This is a genomic window from Sulfitobacter dubius (assembly GCF_027214245.1).
Taxonomy (GTDB): domain Bacteria; phylum Pseudomonadota; class Alphaproteobacteria; order Rhodobacterales; family Rhodobacteraceae; genus Sulfitobacter; species Sulfitobacter dubius_A.
In genome coordinates, this window is the sequence record NZ_JAPWHM010000001.1 from 566,107 (window position 1) to 589,378 (window position 23,272).

The 23,272-nt window shown below is 65.1% G+C and carries 25 protein-coding genes; 18 read left to right on the forward strand and 7 right to left on the reverse strand.

Annotation, left to right across the window (positions count from 1 at the left end):
* Positions 1–48: 48 nt before the first annotated feature.
* The 9 genes from O4H31_RS02730 (at position 49) to cobJ (ending at position 9,197) form a co-directional block, all read left to right on the forward strand.
* The gene (locus tag O4H31_RS02730) at positions 49–732 is read left to right on the forward strand and encodes a CbtA family protein (protein WP_269342533.1); all 684 of its coding nucleotides are present in this window, start codon (positions 49–51) and stop codon (positions 730–732) included.
* A gap of 11 nt (positions 733–743) precedes the next feature.
* A complete protein-coding gene (locus O4H31_RS02735) occupies positions 744–1,241 on the forward strand; it encodes a hypothetical protein (protein ID WP_269342536.1) in 498 nt (165 codons plus the stop codon).
* A gap of 72 nt (positions 1,242–1,313) precedes the next feature.
* Positions 1,314–1,688 carry a DUF1636 family protein gene (locus O4H31_RS02740; RefSeq protein ID WP_067628930.1) on the forward strand — a complete coding sequence of 125 codons (375 nt, stop codon included), beginning with the start codon at positions 1,314–1,316 and terminating at the stop codon, positions 1,686–1,688.
* Complete coding sequence (gene cobW / locus O4H31_RS02745; protein WP_269342539.1) at positions 1,685–2,719, forward strand: cobalamin biosynthesis protein CobW; 1,035 nt, start codon at positions 1,685–1,687, stop codon at positions 2,717–2,719. The genes O4H31_RS02740 and cobW overlap by 4 nt, the downstream gene beginning before the upstream one ends.
* A 6-nt stretch (positions 2,720–2,725) precedes the next feature.
* Positions 2,726–5,968 carry a cobaltochelatase subunit CobN gene (cobN, locus tag O4H31_RS02750; protein WP_269342541.1) on the forward strand — a complete coding sequence of 1,081 codons (3,243 nt, stop codon included), beginning with the start codon at positions 2,726–2,728 and terminating at the stop codon, positions 5,966–5,968.
* Entirely contained in the window at positions 5,965–7,113 is a 1,149-nt protein-coding gene (gene cobG / locus O4H31_RS02755; RefSeq protein ID WP_269342542.1) for a precorrin-3B synthase, read from the forward strand. Before cobN ends, cobG begins: the two co-directional genes overlap by 4 nt.
* Complete coding sequence (locus O4H31_RS02760) at positions 7,103–7,732, forward strand: precorrin-8X methylmutase (RefSeq protein WP_269342543.1); 630 nt, start codon at positions 7,103–7,105, stop codon at positions 7,730–7,732. Before cobG ends, O4H31_RS02760 begins: the two co-directional genes overlap by 11 nt.
* A 2-nt stretch (positions 7,733–7,734) precedes the next feature.
* The gene (gene cobI / locus O4H31_RS02765) at positions 7,735–8,466 is read left to right on the forward strand and encodes a precorrin-2 C(20)-methyltransferase (RefSeq protein WP_269342544.1); all 732 of its coding nucleotides are present in this window, start codon (positions 7,735–7,737) and stop codon (positions 8,464–8,466) included.
* Positions 8,463–9,197, forward strand: a complete 735-nt coding sequence (gene cobJ / locus O4H31_RS02770; RefSeq protein WP_269342545.1) for a precorrin-3B C(17)-methyltransferase — start codon at positions 8,463–8,465, stop codon at positions 9,195–9,197. Before cobI ends, cobJ begins: the two co-directional genes overlap by 4 nt.
* Here the strand turns inward: cobJ and O4H31_RS02775 are convergent.
* Positions 9,173–9,922, reverse strand: coding sequence for a cobalt-precorrin-6A reductase (locus O4H31_RS02775; protein ID WP_269343013.1), 750 nt, complete (start codon positions 9,920–9,922; stop codon positions 9,173–9,175). The genes cobJ and O4H31_RS02775 overlap by 25 nt on opposite strands.
* Here O4H31_RS02775 and O4H31_RS02780 point away from each other — a divergent pair.
* The 7 genes from O4H31_RS02780 to cobF are packed head-to-tail and all read left to right on the forward strand — an operon-like array spanning position 9,921 to position 15,347.
* Entirely contained in the window at positions 9,921–11,102 is a 1,182-nt protein-coding gene (locus tag O4H31_RS02780) for a bifunctional cobalt-precorrin-7 (C(5))-methyltransferase/cobalt-precorrin-6B (C(15))-methyltransferase (protein ID WP_269342546.1), read from the forward strand. The genes O4H31_RS02775 and O4H31_RS02780 overlap by 2 nt on opposite strands.
* Complete coding sequence (locus tag O4H31_RS02785) at positions 11,099–11,476, forward strand: cobalamin biosynthesis protein (RefSeq protein WP_067940166.1); 378 nt, start codon at positions 11,099–11,101, stop codon at positions 11,474–11,476. The genes O4H31_RS02780 and O4H31_RS02785 overlap by 4 nt, the downstream gene beginning before the upstream one ends.
* A complete protein-coding gene (cobM, locus tag O4H31_RS02790) occupies positions 11,473–12,258 on the forward strand; it encodes a precorrin-4 C(11)-methyltransferase (RefSeq protein WP_269342547.1) in 786 nt (261 codons plus the stop codon). The genes O4H31_RS02785 and cobM overlap by 4 nt, the downstream gene beginning before the upstream one ends.
* Positions 12,255–13,577, forward strand: a complete 1,323-nt coding sequence (locus tag O4H31_RS02795) for a cobyrinate a,c-diamide synthase (RefSeq protein WP_269342549.1) — start codon at positions 12,255–12,257, stop codon at positions 13,575–13,577. The genes cobM and O4H31_RS02795 overlap by 4 nt, the downstream gene beginning before the upstream one ends.
* Positions 13,577–14,302, forward strand: a complete 726-nt coding sequence (gene cobA / locus O4H31_RS02800) for a uroporphyrinogen-III C-methyltransferase (RefSeq protein ID WP_269342551.1) — start codon at positions 13,577–13,579, stop codon at positions 14,300–14,302. Before O4H31_RS02795 ends, cobA begins: the two co-directional genes overlap by 1 nt.
* Positions 14,299–14,601: a DUF1636 domain-containing protein gene (locus tag O4H31_RS02805; RefSeq protein ID WP_132443870.1), complete on the forward strand. Its 303-nt coding sequence runs from the start codon at positions 14,299–14,301 to the stop codon at positions 14,599–14,601. Before cobA ends, O4H31_RS02805 begins: the two co-directional genes overlap by 4 nt.
* Complete coding sequence (cobF, locus tag O4H31_RS02810) at positions 14,598–15,347, forward strand: precorrin-6A synthase (deacetylating) (protein ID WP_269342553.1); 750 nt, start codon at positions 14,598–14,600, stop codon at positions 15,345–15,347. The genes O4H31_RS02805 and cobF overlap by 4 nt, the downstream gene beginning before the upstream one ends.
* Before the next feature lie 3 nt (positions 15,348–15,350).
* On the opposite strand, the gene arfB is transcribed toward cobF, so the two are convergent.
* From arfB to O4H31_RS02840, 6 genes are all read right to left on the reverse strand, one after another.
* The gene (gene arfB / locus O4H31_RS02815) at positions 15,351–15,773 is read right to left on the reverse strand and encodes an alternative ribosome rescue aminoacyl-tRNA hydrolase ArfB (protein ID WP_269342556.1); all 423 of its coding nucleotides are present in this window, start codon (positions 15,771–15,773) and stop codon (positions 15,351–15,353) included.
* Positions 15,774–16,104: 331 nt separating this feature from the next.
* Positions 16,105–16,725 (reverse strand): queuosine precursor transporter, encoded by a 621-nt coding sequence (locus O4H31_RS02820; RefSeq protein WP_269342558.1) that lies wholly within the window; start codon positions 16,723–16,725, stop codon positions 16,105–16,107.
* A 63-nt stretch (positions 16,726–16,788) separates the two neighbouring features.
* Positions 16,789–17,703 carry an esterase-like activity of phytase family protein gene (locus O4H31_RS02825; protein WP_269342560.1) on the reverse strand — a complete coding sequence of 305 codons (915 nt, stop codon included), beginning with the start codon at positions 17,701–17,703 and terminating at the stop codon, positions 16,789–16,791.
* Positions 17,676–18,620, reverse strand: a complete 945-nt coding sequence (gene mepA / locus O4H31_RS02830) for a penicillin-insensitive murein endopeptidase (RefSeq protein WP_269342562.1) — start codon at positions 18,618–18,620, stop codon at positions 17,676–17,678. Before mepA ends, O4H31_RS02825 begins: the two co-directional genes overlap by 28 nt.
* Positions 18,617–19,990, reverse strand: a complete 1,374-nt coding sequence (locus O4H31_RS02835; protein WP_269342564.1) for an MFS transporter — start codon at positions 19,988–19,990, stop codon at positions 18,617–18,619. The genes mepA and O4H31_RS02835 overlap by 4 nt, the downstream gene beginning before the upstream one ends.
* A gap of 104 nt (positions 19,991–20,094) precedes the next feature.
* Positions 20,095–20,673, reverse strand: coding sequence for an acyl-CoA thioesterase (locus tag O4H31_RS02840; protein ID WP_269342566.1), 579 nt, complete (start codon positions 20,671–20,673; stop codon positions 20,095–20,097).
* A 132-nt stretch (positions 20,674–20,805) separates the two neighbouring features.
* Here O4H31_RS02840 and O4H31_RS02845 point away from each other — a divergent pair, with 132 nt between their 5' ends.
* Together O4H31_RS02845 and recQ are read left to right on the forward strand one after the other, a co-directional pair.
* Positions 20,806–21,093, forward strand: coding sequence for a YggT family protein (locus tag O4H31_RS02845; RefSeq protein WP_067622549.1), 288 nt, complete (start codon positions 20,806–20,808; stop codon positions 21,091–21,093).
* A 109-nt stretch (positions 21,094–21,202) separates the two neighbouring features.
* A complete protein-coding gene (gene recQ / locus O4H31_RS02850; protein ID WP_269342569.1) occupies positions 21,203–23,248 on the forward strand; it encodes a DNA helicase RecQ in 2,046 nt (681 codons plus the stop codon).
* The last annotated feature ends 24 nt before the right edge of the window (positions 23,249–23,272 follow it).

Sequence of the window (23,272 nt, forward strand, 5' to 3'; positions counted from 1 at the left end):
GCGTTTCGCGCGGCGCTGAGTATCATTTCGCATCCAAGGATCATTGCGATGTTTTCACGTTTTCTGACTTCCGCCCTCTTTGCAGGGGCCTCTGCCGGTTTGCTGACGGGCCTGCTACAACTCTATTTCGTGCAGCCCGTGCTGCTTCATGCCGAGCTTTATGAGACTGGCGCGCTGGTGCATTTTGGTGCGGACGCCGTATCTGCGCACCCCGATCTGCCCGGTTTCGACGCCGTACGCGATGGGCTGAGCCTGATCTTCACCATGTTGACCTATACCGCCTATGCGCTGATCCTGCTTGCCGCGATGAACCTTGGCGAAGAACGCGGTGCGGTGATTGATGGCCGCTGGGGCATCCTTTGGGGGGTGGCGGGCTTCGTCGCTTTCCACCTCGCGCCGGGGTTCAGCCTCGCGCCCGAGGTGCCCGGCGTCGCCGCCGCAGACATCACCGCGCGGCAGATCTGGTGGTTCGCCACCGCCGGGGCGGCGCTGGTGGCGCTTTGGCTGCTGGCCTTTGGCAAGGGCTGGGGCGCGTGGATCGGGGCGGCGGTGTTGCTGATGGCCCCGCATGTCGTCGGTGCACCCGAGCCCGACAGCTTCAGCGGCCCGGTGCCCACCGAGATCGGCGCGCTGTTCGCTGCCCGCGCGCTTGGCATCGGCCTTGCCGCATGGGTGTTGCTGGGCAGTTTCGCCGGGTTCTTTTGGCAACGTGAAGGCGCACGCAGCGCCTGAGGGAGGTCAAGATGGACAGATCACTGGCACTATTCGCCATCGGATTGATCTTTGGCGGTGGCATTGGTTTTGCCATCGCCGCGAGCAACGGCGTGACCTTTGACGGTCATGACCACGGCGACCCTGCCGCCCATGGCGAGATGAACCACGGCGGCGCAGATCACGCGCGGATGCACGGCCAACCCATCACGCTTGCCACAGAAGACGCCCCCAGCCTTGCGATCCGCGTGACGCCTGACCCAATGTCAGGCCATAACCTGTTCGTGGAAGCCGACGGCTTCGCCTTTGCGCCGCAAAACGCCAGCGGCGACAACAAACCCGGCGAGGGCCACGCCCATGTCTATGTCAATGGCACCAAGATCGGGCGGCTCTACGGCCCATGGCTGCATCTGCCCAATCTGCCCAAAGGCGAGGTCACGGTAGAGGTCACGCTCAACGCCAATGACCACAGCCCCCTCGCGGTAAACGGTGCGCCGATTACAGCCCGCGAGGTGCTTACAGTTGAATAATCGCCTCGCTTCCCCTTTTCATAACGGGCCGGAGCGCATACCCGGCACGCATAACCCGATGGGACCAGATCGATGAGCACGACCCTACATGTCTGTATGACCTGCCGCGCAGGCGAGGTGCTGGAGGAAGACGCCCCGCGCCCCGGCGCGCAGCTTCACGCCGCCCTTGACGCCACAGGTGCGCCCGAGGGCGTAACAATCGTTCCGGTGCAATGTCTTTCCGCCTGTTCGCAGGGCGCCGCCGTGGCGCTCTCTGCGCCGGGCAAATGGTCCTATGTTTATGGTCGTCTGACCAAGGAAGACGCCGCCGACATCCTCGCCGGAGCCGCCGCCTATGCCGCCACCCAAGACGGGCTGGTGCCATGGCGCGAACGTCCGGTCATCTTTCGCAAGCAAAGCCTTGCGCGTATCCCCCCTCTGACCCTGCCGCAGGAGCCTTCCTCATGAGCGATCTCGCCAAAATCCCCGTTACCGTCATCACCGGCTTTCTCGGGTCAGGTAAAACCACGCTGATCCGCCACCTGATGACCAATGCAGGCGGGCGTCGTCTTGCCGTTCTGGTTAATGAGTTCGGGACCGTGGGAGTGGATGGCGACATCCTGAAATCCTGCGCCATCGAGGATTGCCCGGCTGAGAATATCGTCGAGCTGGCCAATGGCTGCATCTGCTGCACCGTGGCCGATGATTTCATCCCCACCATCGAAGCGCTGATGGCCCTGCCGACACGCCCTGATCACATCCTGATTGAAACCTCCGGTCTGGCCCTGCCGAAACCGCTGCTCAAAGCCTTCGACTGGCCGGCGATCCGCTCGAAGATCACCGTCGACGGCGTCATCGCGCTGGCCGATGCCGAGGCCGTAGCGGCGGGCACTTTCGCCGCTGATGTCGCCGCCGTAGATGCGCAGCGTCAGGCCGATGACAGCCTCGACCACGAAACCCCGCTCTCTGAGGTATTCGAAGATCAAATCTCCTGCGCCGATATCATCTTGATGTCCAAGGCCGATCTGGCCGGTCCAGAAGGGCTCGCTAAGGCACGCAAGGTGATCGAAGACGAAAGCCCGCGCGAAATTCCGATCCTTGAGATGACCGAAGGCGTGATCGACCCCAAGGTCGTACTGGGCCTCAACGCCGCTGCCGAAGACGATCTCGCCGCGCGCCCCTCGCACCACGATGGCCACGACGATCACGAGCATGACGATTTCGAAACCGTGGTGATCCCGATGCCGGAAGTGGCGGATGTCGAGGCGCTGGTCGCCTCAATCGAGCGGCTCGCGCGCGAGCAGAACATCCTGCGCGTGAAGGGCTATGTCGCGGTCGAGGGCAAGCCGATGCGTCTGTTGGTGCAGGCCGTGGGCGCGCGGGTGCGTCAGCAGTTCGACCGCCCTTGGGGCAGCGACACGCGCGCCGGGCATCTGGTGGTGATCGCCGAGCATGACGACATCGATCTTGCCAAAATCCGCGAGACTTTGGGAGCCTGACCGCCCATGCATGTCGTCTTTCGCGAAAGCCACGGGTTGGAGGATACCGACACCCCCTATGATCCGGGTCAAACCCCCGCCGATCTGGTGGTGCTGTCGTTTTCCGACAGTGACCTTGGCGCTTTCGCGGCAGGCTGGCATCGCGGCGGCGGCAGGGAGGGCAAGCTGCCCTCGCTGCGCCTGTGCAACCTTGTGGCGCTGCGGCACCCGGCCTCGGTCGACAACTACATCGAACAGACGCTGACCGGAGCGAAGGGCATTCTGATCCGCCTCATCGGGGGGGAGAATTACTGGCCCTACGGCATCATGCAGGTCCAAGACTTCGCCCGCCGGAATGACATCGCGCTGGCCGTGCTGCCCGCCGACGGGCGCGAGGATCCGGGGCTCGACGCGCATTCGACTTTGCCGGTTTCCACGCTTCGCCGTCTTGCGCATCTCTGTGACGCGGGCGGGCCAGTGGCGGCGCAGGCCGCGCTGGCGCAGATGGCGCTGGCGGCGGGCTTTTACACCGGGCCGGTCATGGGCACGAAAACGGTGCCCGATTGCGGCTACTACGACCCCGATCAAGGGGTGCTCCCCCTTGCCGACGCGGCGGGGGAGACCGTCGCGGTCACCTTCTACCGCAGGTATCTTCTGGCTGCCGATACCGCGCCCGTTGATGCGCTGATCCGCGCGCTGCGGGCGGCGGGGCTGAACGCCATCGGGCTTTTCGTACCCTCCCTCAAATCCGATCCCGCGCGGAGCTTTCTGGACGATGCACTGGCGGCGATGAAGCCCGTGGCCATCGTCAACGCCACCGCCTTTTCGGGGCGCGGGGACGACGGCACCTCCCCGCTCGACGCGCCGGGATGCCCGGTTTTCCAAGTGGCGCTATCCACTGCGCGGCGGCGCGACTGGGACGAAAGCGAGCGCGGCCTTTCGCCCGCCGATCTGGCCATGCATGTGGTCTTGCCCGAGGTGGATGGCCGTATCTTTACGGGCGTTGTCAGCTTCAAAAGCCCAGAAAAGCGCGACCCCGATCTGCAATATTCCCGCTTTGCCCACCGCGCCGAAGAGGCGCGGATCGAGGCTGTCGTCGCCCGCGTGCTGGGCTGGCATCGGCTGGCGCAGACCCCGGCGGCCACGCGCAAGCTGGCGCTGGTGCTCTCGACCTATCCGGGCCGAGACGATCAACTGGCCCATGCGGTCGGCCTCGATGCGCTGGCCAGCGTCGAAGACATGCTGATGCGGCTGGCGGGTGAGGGCTATGGCGTGACCCCGCAGATTGGCTTTGGCCGCAGTCTGACCGAACAGCGCATCACTTGGCCCCTTGCCGACTATGAGGCGGCGCTGGCCGCTCTGCCGCAGGCGCTGCGCGATGATCTTCGCAACGCGTGGGGCGCGGCGGCAGGTGATCCGCTGGCGCAGGACGGCGCTTTTCACTTCGCGGCCCAAGCCTGCGGCAACGCGCTGGTCGCGCTGCAACCCGAACGCGGCGATCTGCAAGACCGCGAAGACAGCTATCATGACCTCGCCCGCACGCCGCGGCATTCCTATGTGGCCTTCTACCTCTGGCTCCGGGCGCAGGGGCATCACGCGCTGGTGCATATCGGCGCGCATGGCACGCTGGAGTGGCTGCCGGGCAAGGCCGTGGCTCTGTCGGACGACTGCTGGCCCGAGGCGCTGACCGGTGATCTACCGGTGATCTATCCGTTTATCGTCAACGATCCCGGCGAAGCCGCACAGGCCAAGCGGCGCATTGGGGCGCTGACGCTCGGCCATCTGCCGCCCCCGCTGAAAGACAGTGAAACACCCGATGGGCTGTTGCGGCTGGAACGGCTGCTGGACGAGTACTCTACCGCCGACGGGCTCGACCCCGCGCGCCGTGATCGGCTGGTCGACACGATCCGCGCTGAGGCGCAGGCGGCGGGGGTCGAAGATGACCTTGGCCTCGATGCCGCCAGTTCCTCGGCCGAGGCGCTGACCCGGATCGACGCCTTCGTCTGCGACATCAAGGAAAGTCAATACGGCGATGGCCTGCACGTCTTCGGCGCGGGGGAGGGCGAATGGGATGGGCTGCTGACCGCACTTGCGGGGCGGCGCGTTACTGCTGGCCCGTCGGGTTCGCCCTATCGCGGGCGGTCGGATGTGCTGCCCACGGGGCGCAACCTCTATGCCGTTGATCCGCGCGGCGTGCCCAGCCGGGCTGCCCATGCGCAGGGCGTGAAACTGGCCGAGGAGCTTCTCAGGCGGCATCTGCAAGACAACGGCGATTGGCCGCGGGGGCTGGTGATTGACCTTTGGGGATCGGCCACCATGCGCACGGCGGGCGAAGAGGTCGCTATGGCCATGCATCTCGCCGGTCTTGCGCCGAAATGGGACGACGGCAGCGAGCGTGTCTCGGGCTTTGAGGTGCTGCCGCTGACCCTGCTGGACCGTCCGCGCATTGACGTGACATTGCGCATTTCGGGCCTGTTTCGGGATGTGTTTCCGGGGCTGGGGCAGATATTTGAGGCAGGCGCCGCAGCATTGGCCGAGCGTGAAGAAGCGCCCGACATGAACCCCTATCTCACCCGCACGCCGCGCGTCTTTGGCCCCAAGCCGGGTCTTTACGGCGTGAACATGGAAGCGGCTTTGCAGGATTATTCCGACGCCGGTCGCGCGGCAGCGGGGGAGGCGTGGCTGAGCGGCTCCGAATGGGCAATCAACGCCCAAGGCGAAGCGCATCAGGACCGCGCCGCGCTGGAGGCGCAGTTGCACCGCGCCGATGGCTTTGCCCATGTGCAGGACTTGGCCGAAAGCGATATCCTGCTCGCCTCGGACTATGCCAGCCACGAAGGCGGCTTTGCCGCCGCGATGGCGCATCTGGGCGCGCAGAAGCCCGCGATGTACCACCTTGATCACACCCGTGCTGGCAGCCCCCGTGCGCGGTCCATGCCCGAAGAAATCGCCCGTGTCGTGCGCGCCCGCGCCGCCAATCCCGGCTGGGCCAGCGGCATGATGCGCCACGGCTTTCGCGGCGCTGCAGAGGTGGCAGCGACGCTCGACAACCTCGCCGCCTTTGCGCATCTGACCCGCGAAGTGCCTGCGCATCTCTTTGACCTTTATTTCGACGCCACGCTGGGGCGCGATGATCTCGTCGCCTTTATGGAGGCCGAAAACCCCGCCGCCTTGCAGGCCATGCGTGACCGTTTCGCCGCGTTGCGCGATGCGGGGCTCTGGGTGACGCGCCGCAATTCGATCTTGGCCACTTTGGACGGGGTGGAGTGAGCACGGCTCCCGTCATCAAGGGCTGGTGCCCCGGCGCGCTGCGGCCAATGCTGTCGGGCGATGGGCTGGTGGTCCGCCTCCGGGTGCGGCAGGGGCGGTTGACCCCGGCTCAAGCGAGGGGCGTGGCAGAGCTGTCGCAGCGCTACGGCAACGGGATGCTTGACCTGTCGAACCGGGGCAATCTGCAACTGCGTGGGATTGATCCCGAGCGGCATGAGGGGCTGATCGACGCGCTTCGCGCGCTGGCATTGATCGATGTAGATGAGCGGACGGAGCGACGGCGCAACATCATGGTCAGCCCCTTTTGGCAGGCGGGCGATGATACCGAATTCCTGAGCCATGCCCTCTCATCCGCCGCGCAGTCCCATGCGCTGCCGGATGTCTCCGCCAAATTCGGCTATGCGGTCGATGCGGGGCCGCAGCCGGTGTTGCAGGCCGATCCCGCCGACATCCGTTTCGAGCGGTCAGCGAAGGGGCAACTGCTACTCTGCATCGAAGGGGCGCCGCGGGGCAAACCCGTAACCCGCGCGACTGCGGTGGCCGAGGCCATCGCGCTTGCCGAATGGGTGCGCGCGCAGGGGGTGACCCGCGCTGCGCGCGCCACGGCCACGGGGGCACCGCTTCCCGCGGGTTTTGACTGCCCGCGTCAGGCGGGGCAGGGCACACCCGCCCCCGGCCTCTACCCAGCCGGGGCGCTTGTCGCCTGTGCTTTCGGGCAGATGGAGGCCGAAACGCTGGCCGCACTTGCCGAGCTTGGCCCGCTCCGCCTGACCCCGTGGCGGCGGGTGCTGATCGAAGGTGCCCCGCGCCTGCCTGATCTGTCCGGTCTCATCACCGCCGCCGATGACCCGCTGTTGCGCGTCGTTGCCTGTATCGGTGCGCCGGGCTGCGCACAGGGCAGGGGCGAGACGCGCGAGCTGGCGCGGCACCTTGCTGCCGTGGTGCCAAAGGGGCAACGCCTGCATGTCTCCGGCTGCGCCAAGGGCTGCGCCGCGCCGCGTGCCACGGACCTCACCCTGACCGCCACCGCGCCGGGGCAATATGACCTTATCCGCAATGGCCGCGCCGATGCGGCCCCTGATCTGCGCGGGCTAACCCCCGCCGCCATCGCCTCTCACCTTAGAAAGTCCGCAGATGCCTCATAGCTATATCACCGACGGTGCCGAGATTTACCGCCAGTCCTTTGCCACCATCCGCGCCGAAGCGGCACTGGCGCGCTTCACTCCCGAAGAAGAGATCGTCGCCGTGCGCATGATCCACGCCGCGGGCATGGTCGGGCTGGAGGAGCACATCCGCTTTTCCGAAGGCATGGCCGTGGCCGCGCGGGCGGCGCTGGAAGACGGCGCGCCGATCCTGTGCGACGCCTATATGGTCAGCGAAGGCATCACCCGCAAACGCCTGCCACGCGAGAATAAGGTGATCTGCACCCTGCGTGACCCCTCGGTGCCGGATTTGGCTGCGAAGATGAGCAACACCCGCTCCGCCGCCGCGCTGGAACTGTGGCGGCCGCATCTGCAAGGCGCAGTAGTTGCCATCGGCAACGCGCCGACGGCCCTGTTTCACCTGCTCAACATGCTCGAAGACTCCGATTGCCCGCGCCCGGCGGCGATCATCGGCTGCCCGGTGGGCTTTATCGGTGCGGCGGAATCAAAAGAGGCGTTGATGCAGGATTTGCCAGTGCCTTCGATGATCGTGCATGGGCGTTTGGGCGGCTCGGCGATCACCGTGGCGGCGGTGAACGCGCTGGCAAGCAGGGTGGAATGAAGATGGGCAAGGTTATCTGTGCGGGCCTTGGCCCCGGCGACCCTGAACTGATGAGCGTGAAATCCGACCGTGCCATTCGCGGCGCGCGGCATCTGGCGTATTTCCGTAAGAAAGGCCGTGCGGGGCAGGCGCGCCGGATCGTTGAGGGGATGTTGCGCGACGATGTCGTGGAATATGCAATGGAATATCCCGTAACCACGGAGGTGCGGTTCGATTCGCCCGAGTACCGCGCCCAGATGGTCGCTTTTTACGAGGAATGGGCCGACCGTTTGGAAACGCTGGCGCAAGATCACGAAGTGGTCGTGCTGTGTGAGGGCGATCCCTTCTTCTACGGCTCCTTCATGCATCTGCACACGCGGCTTCAGGGCCGCGCCGAGGTTGAGGTGCTGGCCGCGATCCCCGGCATGGTGGGCTGCTGGAACGCCCTGGATACCCCCTTCACTTGGGGCGACGACGTGATGACCGTGCTGATGGGCACTTTGCCTGAGGCCGAATTGACTGAGCATATGAAACGCGCCGATGCGCTGGTGGTGATGAAGACGGGCCGCAACCTGCCAACCGTGCGCCGGGCGCTGGCGGCGGCGGGCAAACTGGAAGATGCATGGCTGGTGGAGCGTGGCACCATGCCGGATCAGCGGGTGGCGCGGCTCTCTGACGTGGCGGATGACGACTGCCCCTATTTCGCGATTGTCTTGGTCCATGGCCAGGGCCGCAGACCGGAGGCAGACACATGAGCGGCATCCTTTATATCGCGGGCCTCGGCCCCGGTGACGACGCGCTGGTCACGCCCGAGGTGACCGAGGCGCTGGCGCAGGCCACTGACGTCATCGGCTATATCCCCTACGTCGCCCGCGTCGCCCCGCGCGACGGGCTGACGCTGCATCCCACAGACAACCGGGTGGAACTGGACCGCGCGACCCATGCGCTGCAATTGGCTCAGGCGGGCGCGCGGGTGGTGGTGGTGTCTTCGGGTGATCCGGGCGTTTTCGCCATGGCCTCAGCCGTGTTCGAGGCGGTGGAGCGTGACCCGGCGTTTGAGAGCGTCGACATCCGCGTGCTGCCCGGCATTACAGCGATGCTGGCAGCAGCGGCGCGGCTCGGTGCGCCCTTGGGTCATGATTTCTGTGCGATTAACCTCAGCGATAATCTCAAGCCGTGGACGATGGTCGAGCACCGTCTGCGGATGGCCGCGCGGGCGGATTTCGCCATGGCCTTCTACAACCCGCGCAGCAAATCACGTCCTCATCAGTTCGCCGAGGCATTGGACATCCTGCGGGCCGAATGCGGGCCGGACCGGCTCATCACCTTCGCCCGCGCCGTGACCACGCCCGAAGAGGCGTTCAACACCGCCACCTTGGGCGAGGCGACGCCCGAGATGGCGGATATGCGCACTGTGGTGATCGTCGGCAATTCCGCGACACGGCGGGTCGGACGCTATGTCTATACGCCGCGCAGCGCGGTATGATGTAGCCAATGCATCACTTCGGTCACATCATTGGCGGCCACCTCGCCCGGCAGTTTCGGCCGCTCGGCCAAGATTACCGGCAGGCCAAGGCTGCGGGCGGCATCCAGCTTGGCCCGCGCGCCGGAGCCTCCGGCGTTCTTGGCGACCACATGGGTGATCGCATGGGTCTGCATCAGCGCGGTATCCCCCGCCACGTCGAAGGGCCCGCGCGCCAACACGACCGTCGCCCGTGGCAGCGGCAGCGGATCGCGTGGCGGATCGACGAGGCGCAGCAGGTAGCGATGCTGCGGTTTCGCGGCGAAAAGCGCCAGTTGCTGCTTGCCGATGGCCAGAAACACCCGCGCCGGACTGTCGGGCAGGGCGGCGGGCAGCGCGGCGAGGTCAGGCACGAAGGTCCAGTTGTCCCCCTCCTGCGGCTCCCACGCGGGGCGCTCGAACCGCACCAGCGGCAGGTCTTGCCGGGCGCAGGCGATGAAGGCATTGTTGCTCATCCCTGCTGCAAACGGATGGGTGGCGTCGACGACATGGGTGATCGCCTCGGTCTTGAGGTAAGCCACCAACCCGGCCACGCCGCCAAACCCGCCGACGCGGGTGGGCAGGGGCTGGGCCACCGGGCTGACGGTGCGTCCGGCATAGGAAAACACGGCATCGATCTCGGCTTTGACCAAGGCACGCGCCAGGGCGCTGGCTTCGGTGGTGCCACCCAAAAGAAGGACGCGCATAATGGGTGACCCTTGGCTCAGCATCATCGGAATGCCCGACGATAGCGCGGATGCCTTGCCCCCGGCAAGCCGCGCGGCGCTGGCGGAGGCCGAGGTGATCTTTGGCGGGCCGCGTCACTTGGAACGGGCAGCGGCAGGCGCGCGCGGGCGGGCTTGGCCGGTGCCTTTCTTGGTCGAGCCGGTGCTGGCCGAGCGCGGCAAGCGGGTGGCGATGCTGGTTTCGGGCGATCCCTTTTGGTTTGGCGCAGGCGGCAGCATTATCGGCGCGTTGGACCCCTGCGAATGGCGCAGCCTGCCCGCGCCCTCGACATTTTCGCTGGTGGCCAATGCGCTTGGCTGGCGGTTGGAGGAGGTTACCTGCCACGGTCTGCACGCCGCACCGCTGGCGCAATTGCGCGGTGTGTTGCGTCCCAAGGGGCGGATGATCTGCTTGCTGCGCGATGGCGATGCGCCTGCGGTATTGGCACGCTTCCTCTGCGAACAGGGCGCAGGTACGGCGCAAATGCATGTGGCCGAGCGGCTTGGCGGCCCCGATGCGCGGATGCGGGCGGTGCAGGCTGAAGGGTTTGATCTGACGGATGTGCAAGCACCGGTGGCCGTTGGGGTGGAGCTGCCCGAAGGCATCGGCCTGCCGCGCGCCCCTGGTCTGCCGGATGATTGCTTTGCGAGCGACGGCCAAATCACCAAAGCGCCGGTGCGGGCGCTGACACTTTCGGCCCTCGCCCCCCGGCGTGGCGAGTTGCTGTGGGACATCGGCGCGGGCAGCGGCTCGGTCTCGGTCGAGTTTTGTCTTGCCGGTGGATGCGCCATCGCCTTTGAGCAGCACGCGGCGCGGGTGGAGAATATCACCCGCAACATCACAGATTTTGGCCTGAACGCCCGGATGCAGGTCGCCCATGGCCGCGCGCCGGAAGTCTGGGCGGGGCATCCTTTGCCTGACGTGGTCTTCGTCGGCGGCGGCGGGAACGCGGCTCTTTACGATGCCCTGCTGCCTGCGCTACCAGCAGGCACGCGGCTGGTCGCCAATGGGGTGACGCTGGAAACCGAGGCGCTTTTGGCGCAGCTTCACGCGGCGCATGGCGGCAGTCTTTTGCGGATAGAACTGGCGCAGGCCGCCCCGCTTGGCACAATGCGCGGCTGGCAGCCGCTGCGGCCCGTGGTACAATGGAGCGTGACACTATGAGAATGGCCGGGATCGGATTTCGGGGCGCGGCAAGCGTCGCCTCGCTGCGCGATGCTTTGGCGCGGGCAAACCCCGAGGGCCTCAAGATCGACGCGCTGGTGACCGAAGCCGCCAAGGCACGCGCCACCGTGTTCCGCGACTTTGCCCAAGAGTTGGGCGTGCCGGGGCTGGGCATCACCACCGAGGATTTGGGCCGCATGATAACCCCCACGCAATCGGCCCGGATCGAAGACCGCTTCGGCACCGGGTCACTCTCGGAAGCCGCCGCATTGGCCGCCGCCGGACCGGGAGCCGTATTGGTTGCCGAGCGCGTCGTTTCAGGCGATGCCATGGCCACAGCGGCGATTGCCGAGACGAAAGGAAAAACACCGTGACTGTACATTTTATCGGAGCAGGCCCGGGGGCGGCGGACCTTATCACCCTGCGCGGACGCGACCTGATCGCGGCCTGCCCGGTCTGCCTCTATGCCGGATCGCTGGTGCCCGAAGCGCTGCTGAGCCACTGCCCTGAAGGCGCGCGGATCGTCAACACCGCGCGGCTGTCGCTGAACGATATCATGGAAGAGATCGCCGCCGCCGATGCCGCAGGGCATGACGTGGCGCGATTGCATTCCGGTGATCTGTCGGTCTGGTCCGCGATGGGCGAACAGCTGCGCCGGTTGCGCGAGATGGGCATCCCTTATGACGTAACGCCGGGGGTGCCGTCCTTTGCCGCTGCCGCTGCCGAGCTCGGCGCCGAACTGACCCTGCCGGGCGTGGCGCAATCGGTCATCCTCACCCGCACCTCGGGCCGCGCCACCGCGATGCCCGAAGGCGAGACGCTGGCCAATTTCGCCCGCACTGGCGCGACATTGGCCATCCATCTATCGGTGCATGTGCTGGACAAGGTCGTCGAAGACCTGACCCCGCATTACGGGGCCGATTGCCCGGTCGCCGTGGTCTGGCGCGCAAGCTGGCCCGATCAACGCATCGTCAAGGCGACGCTTTCGACCCTGCGCACCGAAGTCGGCGAAGAGATGGCCCGCACCGCGTTGATCCTCGTGGGCCATGCCCTTGGCGCTGAGGATTTCGGCGAGAGCCGCCTTTACGCCGCCGACTATGACCGCCGCTTCCGCCCCGTCGGGGCCGAGCCGCGTTTCCCGGAGACCTCTTCATGATCCCCCCCGGCCTGCTGATCTCTGCCCCGGCCTCCGGCACCGGCAAGACAACCCTAATGCTAGGCCTGCTGGCCGCGTTGCGCGCAGAAGGTGTCGCGGTGCAGCCGTTCAAAAGCGGCCCCGATTACATCGATCCGGCCTTTCACACGGCGGCCTCGGGGCGGGCGTCTTTCAACCTCGACAGTTGGTCGATGGACCGCGCGCGGATCGAAGGGCTGGTCGGCAATGCCGATGGGGCTGAGTTGATTCTTGGCGAAGGGTCGATGGGGCTGTTTGATGGTGTGGCCAAGCCCGGCGCCTGTGGCAATGGCGCCAGCGCCGATGTCGCGGCGCTGATGGGCTGGCCGGTGGTGCTGGTGCTCGACGTGTCGGGTGCGGCGCAGTCGGTGGCGGCGACGGCGCTTGGCTTTCGCGAGATGCGGCCCGATGTAGAATTGGCAGGCGTGGTCCTGAACCGCGTCGCCTCCCCCCGGCATGAGACCTTGGTCCGCGCTGGCATGGAAGCTGTGGGCATCAAGGTTTTCGGTGCTCTGCCGCGCCGGGTCGAGATCGAAATGCCCGAGCGTCACCTCGGGCTGGTGCAGGCCGGAGAGCAGGAAAACCTGCCCGATTTGCTGGGGCAGGCGGCAGCCTTCGTCGCGGCCCATGTCGATATCCCGGCGCTTCGGGCCGCCGCGCGGGGCACCTTGCAGAACCCGCCCGCGCCCGCACAGATCACCCCGCCCGGACAGCGCATTGCGCTGGCGCAGGACAACGCTTTTGCCTTCGTCTATCCGCATCTGCTGGCCGGTTGGCGCGCGGCGGGGGCAGAGATTTTGCCCTTCTCCCCGCTGGCGGATGAAGCCCCCGACGACAGCGCCGACTGCTGCTGGCTGCCGGGCGGCTACCCTGAACTCCACGCAGGCAAACTCGCCGCCGCTGCGCATTTTCGCAAAGGGCTGCGCGATTTTGCCGAAACCCGCCCCGTGCACGGCGAATGCGGGGGCTATATGGCGATGGGTGCAGGTATCATCGACAAAGAAGGCACGCGGCACGAAATGGCGGGGCTTCTGGGGCTGGAGACCTCTTTCGCCAAGCGCAAGATGCATCTGGGCTACCGTCAGGCCGATCTTAACGCGCCGATCCCCGGCCATTCCGCGCGGGCCGAATTGCGGGGGCATGAGTTTCACTATGCCACCATCCTTGCCGAGCCCGACGCGCCGTTGGCCCGCATCACCGACGCCAACGGCCTTGAGGTGCCCGAAACCGGCTCGGTACGCGAGTTCGCGGGCGGCGGACGCGCCACGGGGACCTTCTTTCATATGATTGCGGCGCTGTGATGGGCGGCTTTGTTTCCTTCGTCTCCTCCGGTCCGGGTGATCCGGAACTGCTGACCGTCAAGGCCGTGGCGCGGTTGCAGGCGGCTGATGTGGTGTTGTTTGATGACCTGAGCGCGGGCCCGATTTTGGAGCACGCGCGGCCCGATGCGGACCTAATCGGCGTCGGCAAACGGGCCGGGCGCGCGTCGCCAAAGCAAGACCATGTGAGCCGGGTCTTGGTCGATCATGCGCAGGCCGGGTTGAATGTTGTTCGGTTGAAATCCGGTGACAGCGGCATGTTCGGGCGGCTGGAGGAAGAGATCATCGCGCTGCGGGCAGCGGATATTCCTTTCGAGATCGTGCCGGGCGTGACCGCCGCCTCCGCCGCCGCCGCGACCGCAGGCATCCCGCTGACCCGCCGCATGACGGCGCGGCGGGTGCAATTCATTACCGGCGCAGATGTGACTGGCGAACTGCCGAGTGATGTGAACATGGCCGCCTTGGCCGATCCGATGGCGACCACCGTGGTCTATATGGGCAAACGCACCTTTGCCGGGCTTGCCGCGCGGCTGATCGAACACGGGTTGCCCGGCACCACGCCCGCACTGCTGGCCGAGGCGGTTTCGACTCCGGCGGAGAAGGTGCAGCGCTTTACCATCGAAACTCTGGCGCGCCATCTGGAGAGCGCCAGCAGCACCACGCCCGCGCTGATCTTTTACGGGCCTTTGGCCGAGTTCGAGGCGTGAAAGTCTTCGTTTGCACCTCTTGCACCGACGATGGCGGCTTTCTGGACGTGGTCCGCGCCGGATTGTCTGACGTGGCGGTCGAGGGCATCGACTGTATGTCAGGCTGCACACGGGCGCAGACGGTTGCCTTTCGCGCGCCGGGCAAGGTGGCCTATCTGTTCGGAGAGATCACGGAAGCCGACATGGATGATCTGCGCCGCTTCGTGACGCTCTATGCCGCCTCTTCTGATGGCACATTCCCCGACGCGCGGGTGCTCGGCGGGCTGCGTTTAAAGGCAATCGCGAGGATACCGGGATGACTGATCTGGAACTGACATTGATCGGCATCGGCACCGGCAACCCTGAACATCTGACGCTGCAAGCGATCCGGGCGATGAACGCGCAAGACCTGATTCTGATCCCGCAAAAGGGCGCGGGCAAGGACGATTTGGCAGGTCTCCGGCGCAGTGTCTGCGACGAGGTGCTGACCAATGAGGCGGTGCAGATCGTCGGCTTCGACCTACCCGTGCGTGACCCCGCGATTGAGGAGTATCGCGCCCGCGTCGACCAGTGGCATGACGCGATTGCAGATGCATGGCGCGCGGCAATGGCGCAGCATCCAACGGCGCGGCGGGTGGCGCTGCTGGTCTGGGGCGATCCGTCGCTCTATGACAGCACCCTGCGCATCGCCGCGCGGCTGGATCCTGCACCCCGCATGACGGTGATCCCCGGCATCACCTCGCTGCAAGGGCTGACCGCGTCTCATGCGATCCCGCTGAATGAAATCGGTGCGCCCTTCATGGTGACAACCGGGCGGCAGCTGCGCGACCACGGCTGGCCCGAGGGGGTCGATACGCTGGTCATCATGCTGGATGGCGACTGCGCCTTTCAGATCTTGCCGCCTGCGGGCGTGACGATCTGGTGGGGCGCCTATGTCGGCATGGCTGAAGAGATCATCCGCCACGGCCCGCTGGCTGAGGTTGCCGAAGACATCATCGCCACACGCGCGGCGGCGCGGGCGGCGCATGGGTGGATCATGGATATCTACTTGCTGCGCCGAGGCTAAGGCTCAGGTATTTGGGTCAACCTTGCCGCGCATCGCCTTAACCTCGCCACGCACCTTCTTGGCCTTGAGGCGGCGCTTCTTCGACGCCAGCGTCGGACGGGTCGCGATGCGGCGTTTGGGCGGGGTGAGGGCGGTGCGGATCAACTCGGCCAGCCGTTCGCGGACCAATTCGCGGTTGCGCGCCTGACTGCGGGTTTCATCACATTGCAATACCAGCGCCCCTTCGGTGGTCCAACGCCGCCCGGCCAAACGGCGCAGGCGGTTCTTGACCGGCTGCGGCAGGGAGGGCGAGGTGGCGGCTTCGAACCGCAATTCCACCGCCGAGGAGACCTTGTTCACATTCTGCCCGCCGGGACCGGAGGCGCGCATGAAGCTTTCGGTCAGCTCCCAGTCGTGAATGGCGATGTCATCGTTGATGTGCAGCATGAGCTCTCCTTGCCCGGTAACATGCCAGTCTGCGCCGTGAGGGTGAAGGGGGAATGCGAAATGGGCCGCCCCTTGCGGAACGGCCCAATCGAATGGTTTCAGGAGGGGGATCGGTTAGACCGATGTCCACCAGGTGGTTGCACTGCCAGGGGCTGCCCTAGCAAGAAACCCCGCTGGTTGTTCCGACACCTCGCTCCAATACCTTTCTTGACACTGGATCACCTCCTTTACATTTGTTGAACTCACCCTGAGCGTTGCACAGGTTTTGAAATTCGCAAAGCGTTTTTTTGGACGGTGCGGCGGCAAGGGGGCGGGCCCCCTTGCGCCGGTATCAAGCGCGGGCGGTCAGCCGTGCGGTCAGCAGCCGAAAGGGGATCAGCGCCGCCAGCGCGATGGCCAGTTTCACCGACCAATCCGCCACGGCGAGCGAGACCCAAAGCGGCGCAACGGGGCCTGCGCCCAACAGTGGCAAAGCCTCGGTCGCCCAAGCGACATCGGTCGCGGGGTGGATGAACGACAGGCTGGCCGAGAACGCGATGGAGAAAAATAGCGCCGTGTCGATCGCGCTGCTGATCAGCGTGCTGATCAGAGGCGCGCGCCACCATGCGCCCTCGCGGAACCGGTTGAAAATCGTCACGTCCAAAAGCTGCGCCACGAGGAATGCAGAGCCCGAGGCAATCGCGATGCGGACCGTCACCAGCGGGCCGAATTCGCCCATGATCTGTGTCCCAATGAGCGAGCAGATCAACCCGACGACAAACCCCACCAACACGACCCGGCGGGCGGCAGAGGCCCCGTAAAGGCGGTTCATCACATCGGTGACGAGGAACGCCAGCGGATAGGTGAAAGCGCCCCAAGTCAGCCACTGGCCGAATAGAAACTGAACAAGGATATTCGAGGCCACGACGATGGCGGCCATGGCAAGAATGCCGGGAAGATAAGTGCGTGTCATATGTGGACCGTTTTGTGCAAGGGTGCGGCGACTTGGCCTGCGGGATCGCAGACGGAACGGTCTTTAGCCCTCGAAACCCGGTTTGGCAAGGATCAACTCTACCACCTCATTGCGCTGCATGACGAAGAAGTTGTCGTCCGACAGTAGTGTCAGCCGGGTTTGCCCCGCCGCGTCCTGCCAAGTGCTGAGCGCTTCGAGGTTGTCATATTGACCGGGGCCGGAAGTCAGCAAGGTTATCTCCCCAAGCCCCGGCGCGGTCAAATCAAAGCTGCGGATGCGGCTGCGAAAGCCCAATGGCGTGATCGTCCGCTCCAGCAGATAGAGCGTGCCATCCTCGGCAAAATCCGCGTCCACCGGCAAGAACGGCCCATGGCGTGGGATCTCTGCGGCGATTGTCCATGCGGTGCCATCAAAGGCATAAAGCGGGATGGGGCCCGATGTGGGGTCGCCGCCTTCGGGGGCCGCAAAGAGCCGTCCATCGGGATGAGCGGCCAATGTCTCCATCCCTGCGTTCGGCGCGAACTTGGCAAAGTCGTCATGTCTGGGCAGCGGGGTGGTGACGCCACTCTCTGGCGACAAGCGCGCGACGTGGTGATCGTGTTCGAACGAGATGTAGAGGTGCCCCCGGCCATCGCGGGCCAGCGCTTCGGCATCGCGCATTTGACCGCGCAGGGCTTTGCCATCGGCCCCTTTGAGCGGGGCGTTTTCCTCAAGCTCAAGGGCAACCAAATGGCCCGCCTCGCGAACCATGCGCGCCTGCACGACGCGGCCCCGGTCCGAGACCGCCGTCAGGCGGGTGCCATCGGCATTGACCTCGACGCCGGAAAAGCCACCGAACCACGGGGCCGGGTGGCTCCATGTCAGCACGCTGTCCACCTGCACCACCGGCTCTGTCTGCGCGGCGGGGGCCACGCAGGCAATCAGCAGGAAGAGCGGGAGGCAAGCGCGGATCAGTTTGCGTTCAAAACGGCGTTGCATTGGGCAGGCAGGTCCGCAAGCAAGATGTCACGCTTGGGCTTGGGTGTCGTTTTGCGCGCGTTCGGATCGGGCTTTGGCGGGTTCAGGATATTAGCCTGCCACTGGCGCGCATCGGCGCAGCCGTCACCGGGTGGGGGTGGCGCCTGATCCACACAGCCGCGCGCGCCTGTTGGGCAGGCAATACGGACGTGGAAATGATAGTGATGCCCGTACCAAGGCCGGATTTTGCGCAGATAGCTGCGGTCGCCTTTCTCATCGGCGCACATTTGCACCTTGGCACCGGGGAAAACAAAAATGCGTGCGGTACGGGGGTCTTGAGCTGCGGCCTTGATCACTTCGTGATGCGCAGGTGTCCAAGAGGAATTCACATAGGCCCCGCTGGAGCGGCGCATGGAGATGGAGGAGATATTCTCGCGTTGCGCCCGGCTGAGGTTCAGCGACTTCGGCGGCAGCATCCAGATATCGGCGTCCAAGCCGATCTGGTGGCTGGCGTGACCGGTCAGCATCGGCCCCCCGCGCGGCTGGCTCATATCGCCGACATAGATGCCTTCCCAACCCGGCTGCTGCGCGGCCTTGCGGCTGAGTTTCTTAACCATGTCGACCATCTCGGGGTGGGCCCAGTTGCGGTTGCGCGACAGGCGCATGGCCTGCCAAGTCGGCCCCGTCTCGGGTAATTGCTCGGCCCCGGCGAGGCAGCCTTTAGAGTAGCTGCCGAAAGCCGCCGAGGATTGCGTAGAGGCAAAGCTCTTGGCCCCGAAAAGCCGCTTGGCGGCGACCGTGCTCAAGGCGCCGCCCGAAGAGCCGATGGTCGGCAGGGCGACTTTCTCGCCGCTGATGTCGGTTTCGGTCCGGCCGCCCCCGCAAGAGGCAAGCGCAAAGGCCAGCGCCACGGAGGTCAGGGTGCGAAGCAGCGTCATGTGGCGAAATCTCCCTTGGGTTTGACCCAGGCTAACAGGATCAAACCGACGATGAAAAGCCCCACAACGGGGGTGATCCCCAGCCGTTGGCTGCCGGTGAGGTCGCTGGTCAGGGCAATCAGCGCGGGGGCGAGGAAGGAAGTGGCCTTGCCCGAAAGCGCATAGAGGCCAAAAGCCTCGGTCATACGCTCGGGGTTTCCTTGCCGTGTCAGCATGTTACGCGAGGAAGCCTGTAGCGCACCGCCCGCCGCCCCGATAGAGGCACCAGCGACGTAGAAGAGGATATCCGGCAGGGCAGACCCCTCAGGCAAAGAAACGCCCATGACAGAATTCGGCCCCAACGAGATGATCAAACAGGCAGTCGCCACAAGGATGATGCAGCAGGCCACGATCACCGGCATCGGCCCGATGCGCCGGTCGATCCGCCCGCCCAACACGCAGAACACCGCGCCCGAGATGGCGGCAAGGATGCCAAAGATGCCGATCTCTTGGATCGACCAATCCAGCACGCCAAGCGCATAGACCCCGCCAAAGGTATACATCCCATTCAGCGCGTCGCGGTAAAACATCGAAGATCCGAGATAGGCCAGCAGCGAGGGGTGTTTTGGCAGGTCCCGTAATGTGCGCGCCAGATCCGACAATCCCGCGCCCACACGGTAGCGTTGGGCATCGGGCTTCGGCGTGTCGCGCACATAGAGAAAGAAGGGGATCATAAAGACCGCGTACCAGATCGCGGTAAGCGGCCCGACAATACGGGTGTCAGCCTTCGTCGCCGTATCCAGCCCGAAGAGCGGAGATAGCCCCGCCATCGTGCGCCCATTCGCGCCGCTTTGGAACAGAGCAATCATCGCGATCAGCGCCAGCACACCGCCAGCATAGCCAAAGGCCCAGCCATCGCCAGAGATGCGCCCGCGCTCATCGGCGTCTGGGTGCAGTTCCGGTAGGTAGGCGTTGGTAAAGATCGTGGCAAATTCCATCCCGACCAAGCCGATGCCGAAAAAGAACAGTGCCCAAAGCAAAGAGAAATTCGCCGGGGCTGTCCACCACAGGGCGGCTGCGCCGATCACATACATCGCCGAAAACAGCCAGATCCATGGCATCCGACGGCCCGAGGAATCTGCCACCGCGCCCAAGATCGGGGCCAGTATGGCAATTGCGATCCCGGCCAGCGCCAGACCATAGCCCCAATAGGCCTGTGCTTGGGCTTTCGCGGCGGAAAGCTCCATCCCGCCGTCGACCAGCGCGTTGGTCGCGGTTTGGGCGAAATAGGGACCAAAGATAAAGGTCAGCAGCAGGGTGTTGTAAGGCTGGCTGGCCCAGTCGAAAAAGTACCATCCCCAGATGCGCTTACGCCCGCCTGTCTGTGCCATGTTGCGCCCCTTCGCGGCCTGCTCTTTTCCAAGTTAGAGCAGGGCGCGGCGCAAGGCGCAAGCGCCAGTCGTGGCGGGGCAGAAACGTTGGGCTGCCGGTCGGGTCAGGCGGAATGGTGCTGTGCAGCTTCGGGCACGGGCGCGCCGTCCTGCATCGGCGGCCAAGGCCGGTGCGCATCGGCACGGATCCATTCGGCCACCCAGCCCGGCACCTCAGGCGAAGGTTGCTGCCGTCCCATGGCGCGCAGCACCTTTTCCGGCGGGATCAACCCATTGCGATCGGTCACGGCAGAGCGATACAGCACATGGCTCGCGCATTCGCCGTTCTTCTTCCACATGGATTGCTCAAGATAGATGAACTTGTCATCCCAACACAGCGTCCGGCTGCGCATCTCGAACTTCTCAAACATGCGGATGCGGCGCCGGAAACGTGTGCTGGAGCCTGCGATTGTGATCGCCCATTTGTTTTGGCGAAGCAGCGTAATCAACCCGGCACGCTGCGCCATGGCGGTGCGGCCCAGATCATAGAGCGACAGCGCCCGCCCGTTGTTCAGCTCCATCCAGATATCGAGGTCATGCGGCCAGCAGATGTGATGGCTGACATGGGTGTCGGTCAGGTTTTCCAGAGGCGCCTGCCGCGCGGCGACGATGACGTCTTTGGCCATGCGGATGATCGGGAACATGAGACTTTCCTTTTTGATAGTGACGCGGATTTGCGGCGGAAGGCCCGCGCGGTCAAGCATATACGTCGCGGCACTCTTGCCCTTTGCGGACGGGGCGCTTAACTGTCTTGCGTCACACCAAGGGGATATTCCATGACGTCACTGTTCCAAATCCTGATGCTGCTTTTGAACATCGTTTGGTTCATTGTCATCGCACATGTCATCATGTCTTGGTTGATCAACTTTCAGGTGCTGAACCTGCGCCAGCCCTTGGTCGCGCAAATCTGGGACGGGCTGAACCGCATTCTAGAGCCGGTTTATAGCCGCGTGCGCAATGTGATCCCGCCGATGGGTGGTCTGGATCTGGCGCCGTTGATCGTGCTGATCGTCGTGGCCATCGCGCGGATCGTGCTGACAAACAACGCCGCGGCCTTCTACTGACCCGTGCCAAGCCCGGTCCGCGCGCCCATGTCGCGTGCATCTGGCCTTGTTCACGGTTTGTTAGTGTGGGAGTCTGCATAAAAAGAGCAGACAATCTTACAGGTTCCCCATGACAGGCGCTGCCACGCTTCTTCGTGATGTATTCGGTTTCGACGGGTTCCGCCCCGGCCAACAAGAGATTGTGGAGGCCGTGACCGAGGGCGAGAACGTGCTTGCCATCATGCCCACGGGCGGCGGTAAATCTTTGTGTTTCCAACTGCCCGCGCTGATGCGCGAGGGGGTGACGGTGGTCATCTCCCCGCTGATTGCGCTGATGCGCGATCAGGTGCGCAGCCTGCAAGAAGCAGGCGTCGCGGCGGGCGCGCTGACTTCGGGCAACACAGCCGAAGAGACCGACGCGGTTTGGGAAGCGTTGGAGGCGGGCACCCTCAAACTGCTCTATATGGCACCGGAGCGGCTTGCCGCAGGCTCGGCCATGGGCATGTTGCGCCGTGTCGGCGTCAATCTCATCGCCGTGGATGAGGCGCATTGCGTCAGCCAATGGGGCCATGATTTCCGTCCCGATTACCTTCGCATCGGTGAATTGCGCCGCACGCTGAAAGTGCCGCTGGCTGCCTTCACCGCCACGGCGGACGCCGAAACGCAGGTGGAGATTGTTGAGAAACTGTTCGACGGCACGCCCCCGCGCGCCTTCCTGCGCGGGTTTGACCGGCCCAACATCCACCTCGCCTTTGCCGCCAAGAACAAACCACGCGATCAGATCCTGAACTTCGCCGCCGCCCGCAAGGGGCAGTCGGGCATCGTCTATTGCGGCACGCGGGCCAAGACCGAAGGGCTTGCCAAGGCGCTGCGCGATCAGGGGCAAACGGCACTGCATTACCACGGTGGGATGGAGGCCGAAGACCGCCGCATCGCTGAGCGGCGCTTTCAGCAGGAAGACGGGCTGATCGTCTGCGCCACGGTGGCCTTTGGCATGGGGGTCGACAAGCCCGACATCCGTTGGGTCGCCCATGCGGATCTGCCTAAGTCGATTGAGGCCTATTATCAGGAGATTGGCCGCGCCGGGCGTGATGGTGCCCCGGCTGAGACGCTGACCCTCTTTGGCCCCGACGACATCCGCCTGCGCCGGAGTCAGATCGACGAAGGCCTCGCCCCGCCCGAACGCCGCGCCGCCGATCACGGGCGGCTCAACGCGCTGCTCGGTTTGGCCGAGGCGTTGGAGTGTCGTCGCCAGACCTTACTGGGCTATTTTGACGAGTCCGAAATCACCTGCGGGCGCTGCGACCTCTGCGACAACCCGGCGGATGTGTTCGACGGCACCACGGCAGTGCGCAAAGCGCTCTCGGCCATGCTGCGCACCGACGAATGGTTCGGCGCGGGCCATCTGATCGACATCCTTTTGGGCAATGAGACCGAGAAGGTCCGCCAACGCGGCCATCAATCGCTGCCCACTTACGGCGTCGGCGGCGAATACAGCCGTAATGAATGGCAGGCGGTGTTCCGGCAGATGATGGGCCATGACCTCGTGCGCCCTGATGCCGAACGTCACGGGGCCCTGCGCATGACCGATGCCGCCCTGCCGATCCTACGCGGTGAGGCGTCGATCAACCTGCGGCGGGACACGATCAAGGCGGCAGGGGCCAATCGCCGACCTGCCGTCAAAGCGATGGTCAGTGATGAAGACGCGCCGCTGCTGTCGGCCCTCAAAGCCAAGCGCCGCGCATTGGCCGAGGCGGCGCGCGTGCCTGCCTATATCATCTTCACCGACCGCACCCTGATCGAAATGGCCGAGGCGCGCCCGCAAAACCTAGATGCCATGGCCCGTATCGGCGGCGTGGGCGCGAAAAAGCTGGAAAACTACGGCGCCGCCTTCCTTGAGGTCATCAACGGCGAAGCGCAGCCGATGCATAAGGCCCGGCGTAAACTGGCGGGCCGCGATGCGGGCAATGTCTATGACCAGTTGTTGCAGGTGCAGGCCGATCTGGCGCGCGGCGAACAAGGCACCGAAAAGCCGCTGAGCTGTTCTGCCGCGATGCTGGCCAAGGTCGCACAACTGCGCAGCGCCGACAGCTCCGCGATTGAACGTTTGCTCGGCGACAAACGCGCCGAACGCTTTGGCCCCGCCTTTCTGGACGTTCTGCGCGACGCGGGCTAAATCACCCCCGACACGCCCCAAGGA

What these genes read in the sequence shown, in the direction of transcription:
- O4H31_RS02730 (WP_269342533.1), top strand. Translation starts at nt 49, where the DNA reads ATGTTTTCACGTTTTCTGACTTCCGCCCTCTTTGCAGGGGCCTCTGCC.
- O4H31_RS02735 (WP_269342536.1), top strand. Translation starts at nt 744, where the DNA reads ATGGACAGATCACTGGCACTATTCGCCATCGGATTGATCTTTGGCGGT.
- O4H31_RS02740 (WP_067628930.1), top strand. Translation starts at nt 1,314, where the DNA reads ATGAGCACGACCCTACATGTCTGTATGACCTGCCGCGCAGGCGAGGTG.
- cobW (WP_269342539.1), top strand. Translation starts at nt 1,685, where the DNA reads ATGAGCGATCTCGCCAAAATCCCCGTTACCGTCATCACCGGCTTTCTC.
- cobN (WP_269342541.1), top strand. Translation starts at nt 2,726, where the DNA reads ATGCATGTCGTCTTTCGCGAAAGCCACGGGTTGGAGGATACCGACACC.
- O4H31_RS02760 (WP_269342543.1), top strand. Translation starts at nt 7,103, where the DNA reads ATGCCTCATAGCTATATCACCGACGGTGCCGAGATTTACCGCCAGTCC.
- cobI (WP_269342544.1), top strand. Translation starts at nt 7,735, where the DNA reads ATGGGCAAGGTTATCTGTGCGGGCCTTGGCCCCGGCGACCCTGAACTG.
- cobJ (WP_269342545.1), top strand. Translation starts at nt 8,463, where the DNA reads ATGAGCGGCATCCTTTATATCGCGGGCCTCGGCCCCGGTGACGACGCG.
- O4H31_RS02780 (WP_269342546.1), top strand. Translation starts at nt 9,921, where the DNA reads ATGGGTGACCCTTGGCTCAGCATCATCGGAATGCCCGACGATAGCGCG.
- O4H31_RS02785 (WP_067940166.1), top strand. Translation starts at nt 11,099, where the DNA reads ATGAGAATGGCCGGGATCGGATTTCGGGGCGCGGCAAGCGTCGCCTCG.
- O4H31_RS02795 (WP_269342549.1), top strand. Translation starts at nt 12,255, where the DNA reads ATGATCCCCCCCGGCCTGCTGATCTCTGCCCCGGCCTCCGGCACCGGC.
- cobA (WP_269342551.1), top strand. Translation starts at nt 13,577, where the DNA reads ATGGGCGGCTTTGTTTCCTTCGTCTCCTCCGGTCCGGGTGATCCGGAA.
- cobF (WP_269342553.1), top strand. Translation starts at nt 14,598, where the DNA reads ATGACTGATCTGGAACTGACATTGATCGGCATCGGCACCGGCAACCCT.
- arfB (WP_269342556.1), bottom strand. Translation starts at nt 15,773, where the DNA reads ATGCTGCACATCAACGATGACATCGCCATTCACGACTGGGAGCTGACC.
- O4H31_RS02820 (WP_269342558.1), bottom strand. Translation starts at nt 16,725, where the DNA reads ATGACACGCACTTATCTTCCCGGCATTCTTGCCATGGCCGCCATCGTC.
- O4H31_RS02825 (WP_269342560.1), bottom strand. Translation starts at nt 17,703, where the DNA reads ATGCAACGCCGTTTTGAACGCAAACTGATCCGCGCTTGCCTCCCGCTC.
- mepA (WP_269342562.1), bottom strand. Translation starts at nt 18,620, where the DNA reads ATGACGCTGCTTCGCACCCTGACCTCCGTGGCGCTGGCCTTTGCGCTT.
- O4H31_RS02835 (WP_269342564.1), bottom strand. Translation starts at nt 19,990, where the DNA reads ATGGCACAGACAGGCGGGCGTAAGCGCATCTGGGGATGGTACTTTTTC.
- O4H31_RS02840 (WP_269342566.1), bottom strand. Translation starts at nt 20,673, where the DNA reads ATGTTCCCGATCATCCGCATGGCCAAAGACGTCATCGTCGCCGCGCGG.
- O4H31_RS02845 (WP_067622549.1), top strand. Translation starts at nt 20,806, where the DNA reads ATGACGTCACTGTTCCAAATCCTGATGCTGCTTTTGAACATCGTTTGG.
- recQ (WP_269342569.1), top strand. Translation starts at nt 21,203, where the DNA reads ATGACAGGCGCTGCCACGCTTCTTCGTGATGTATTCGGTTTCGACGGG.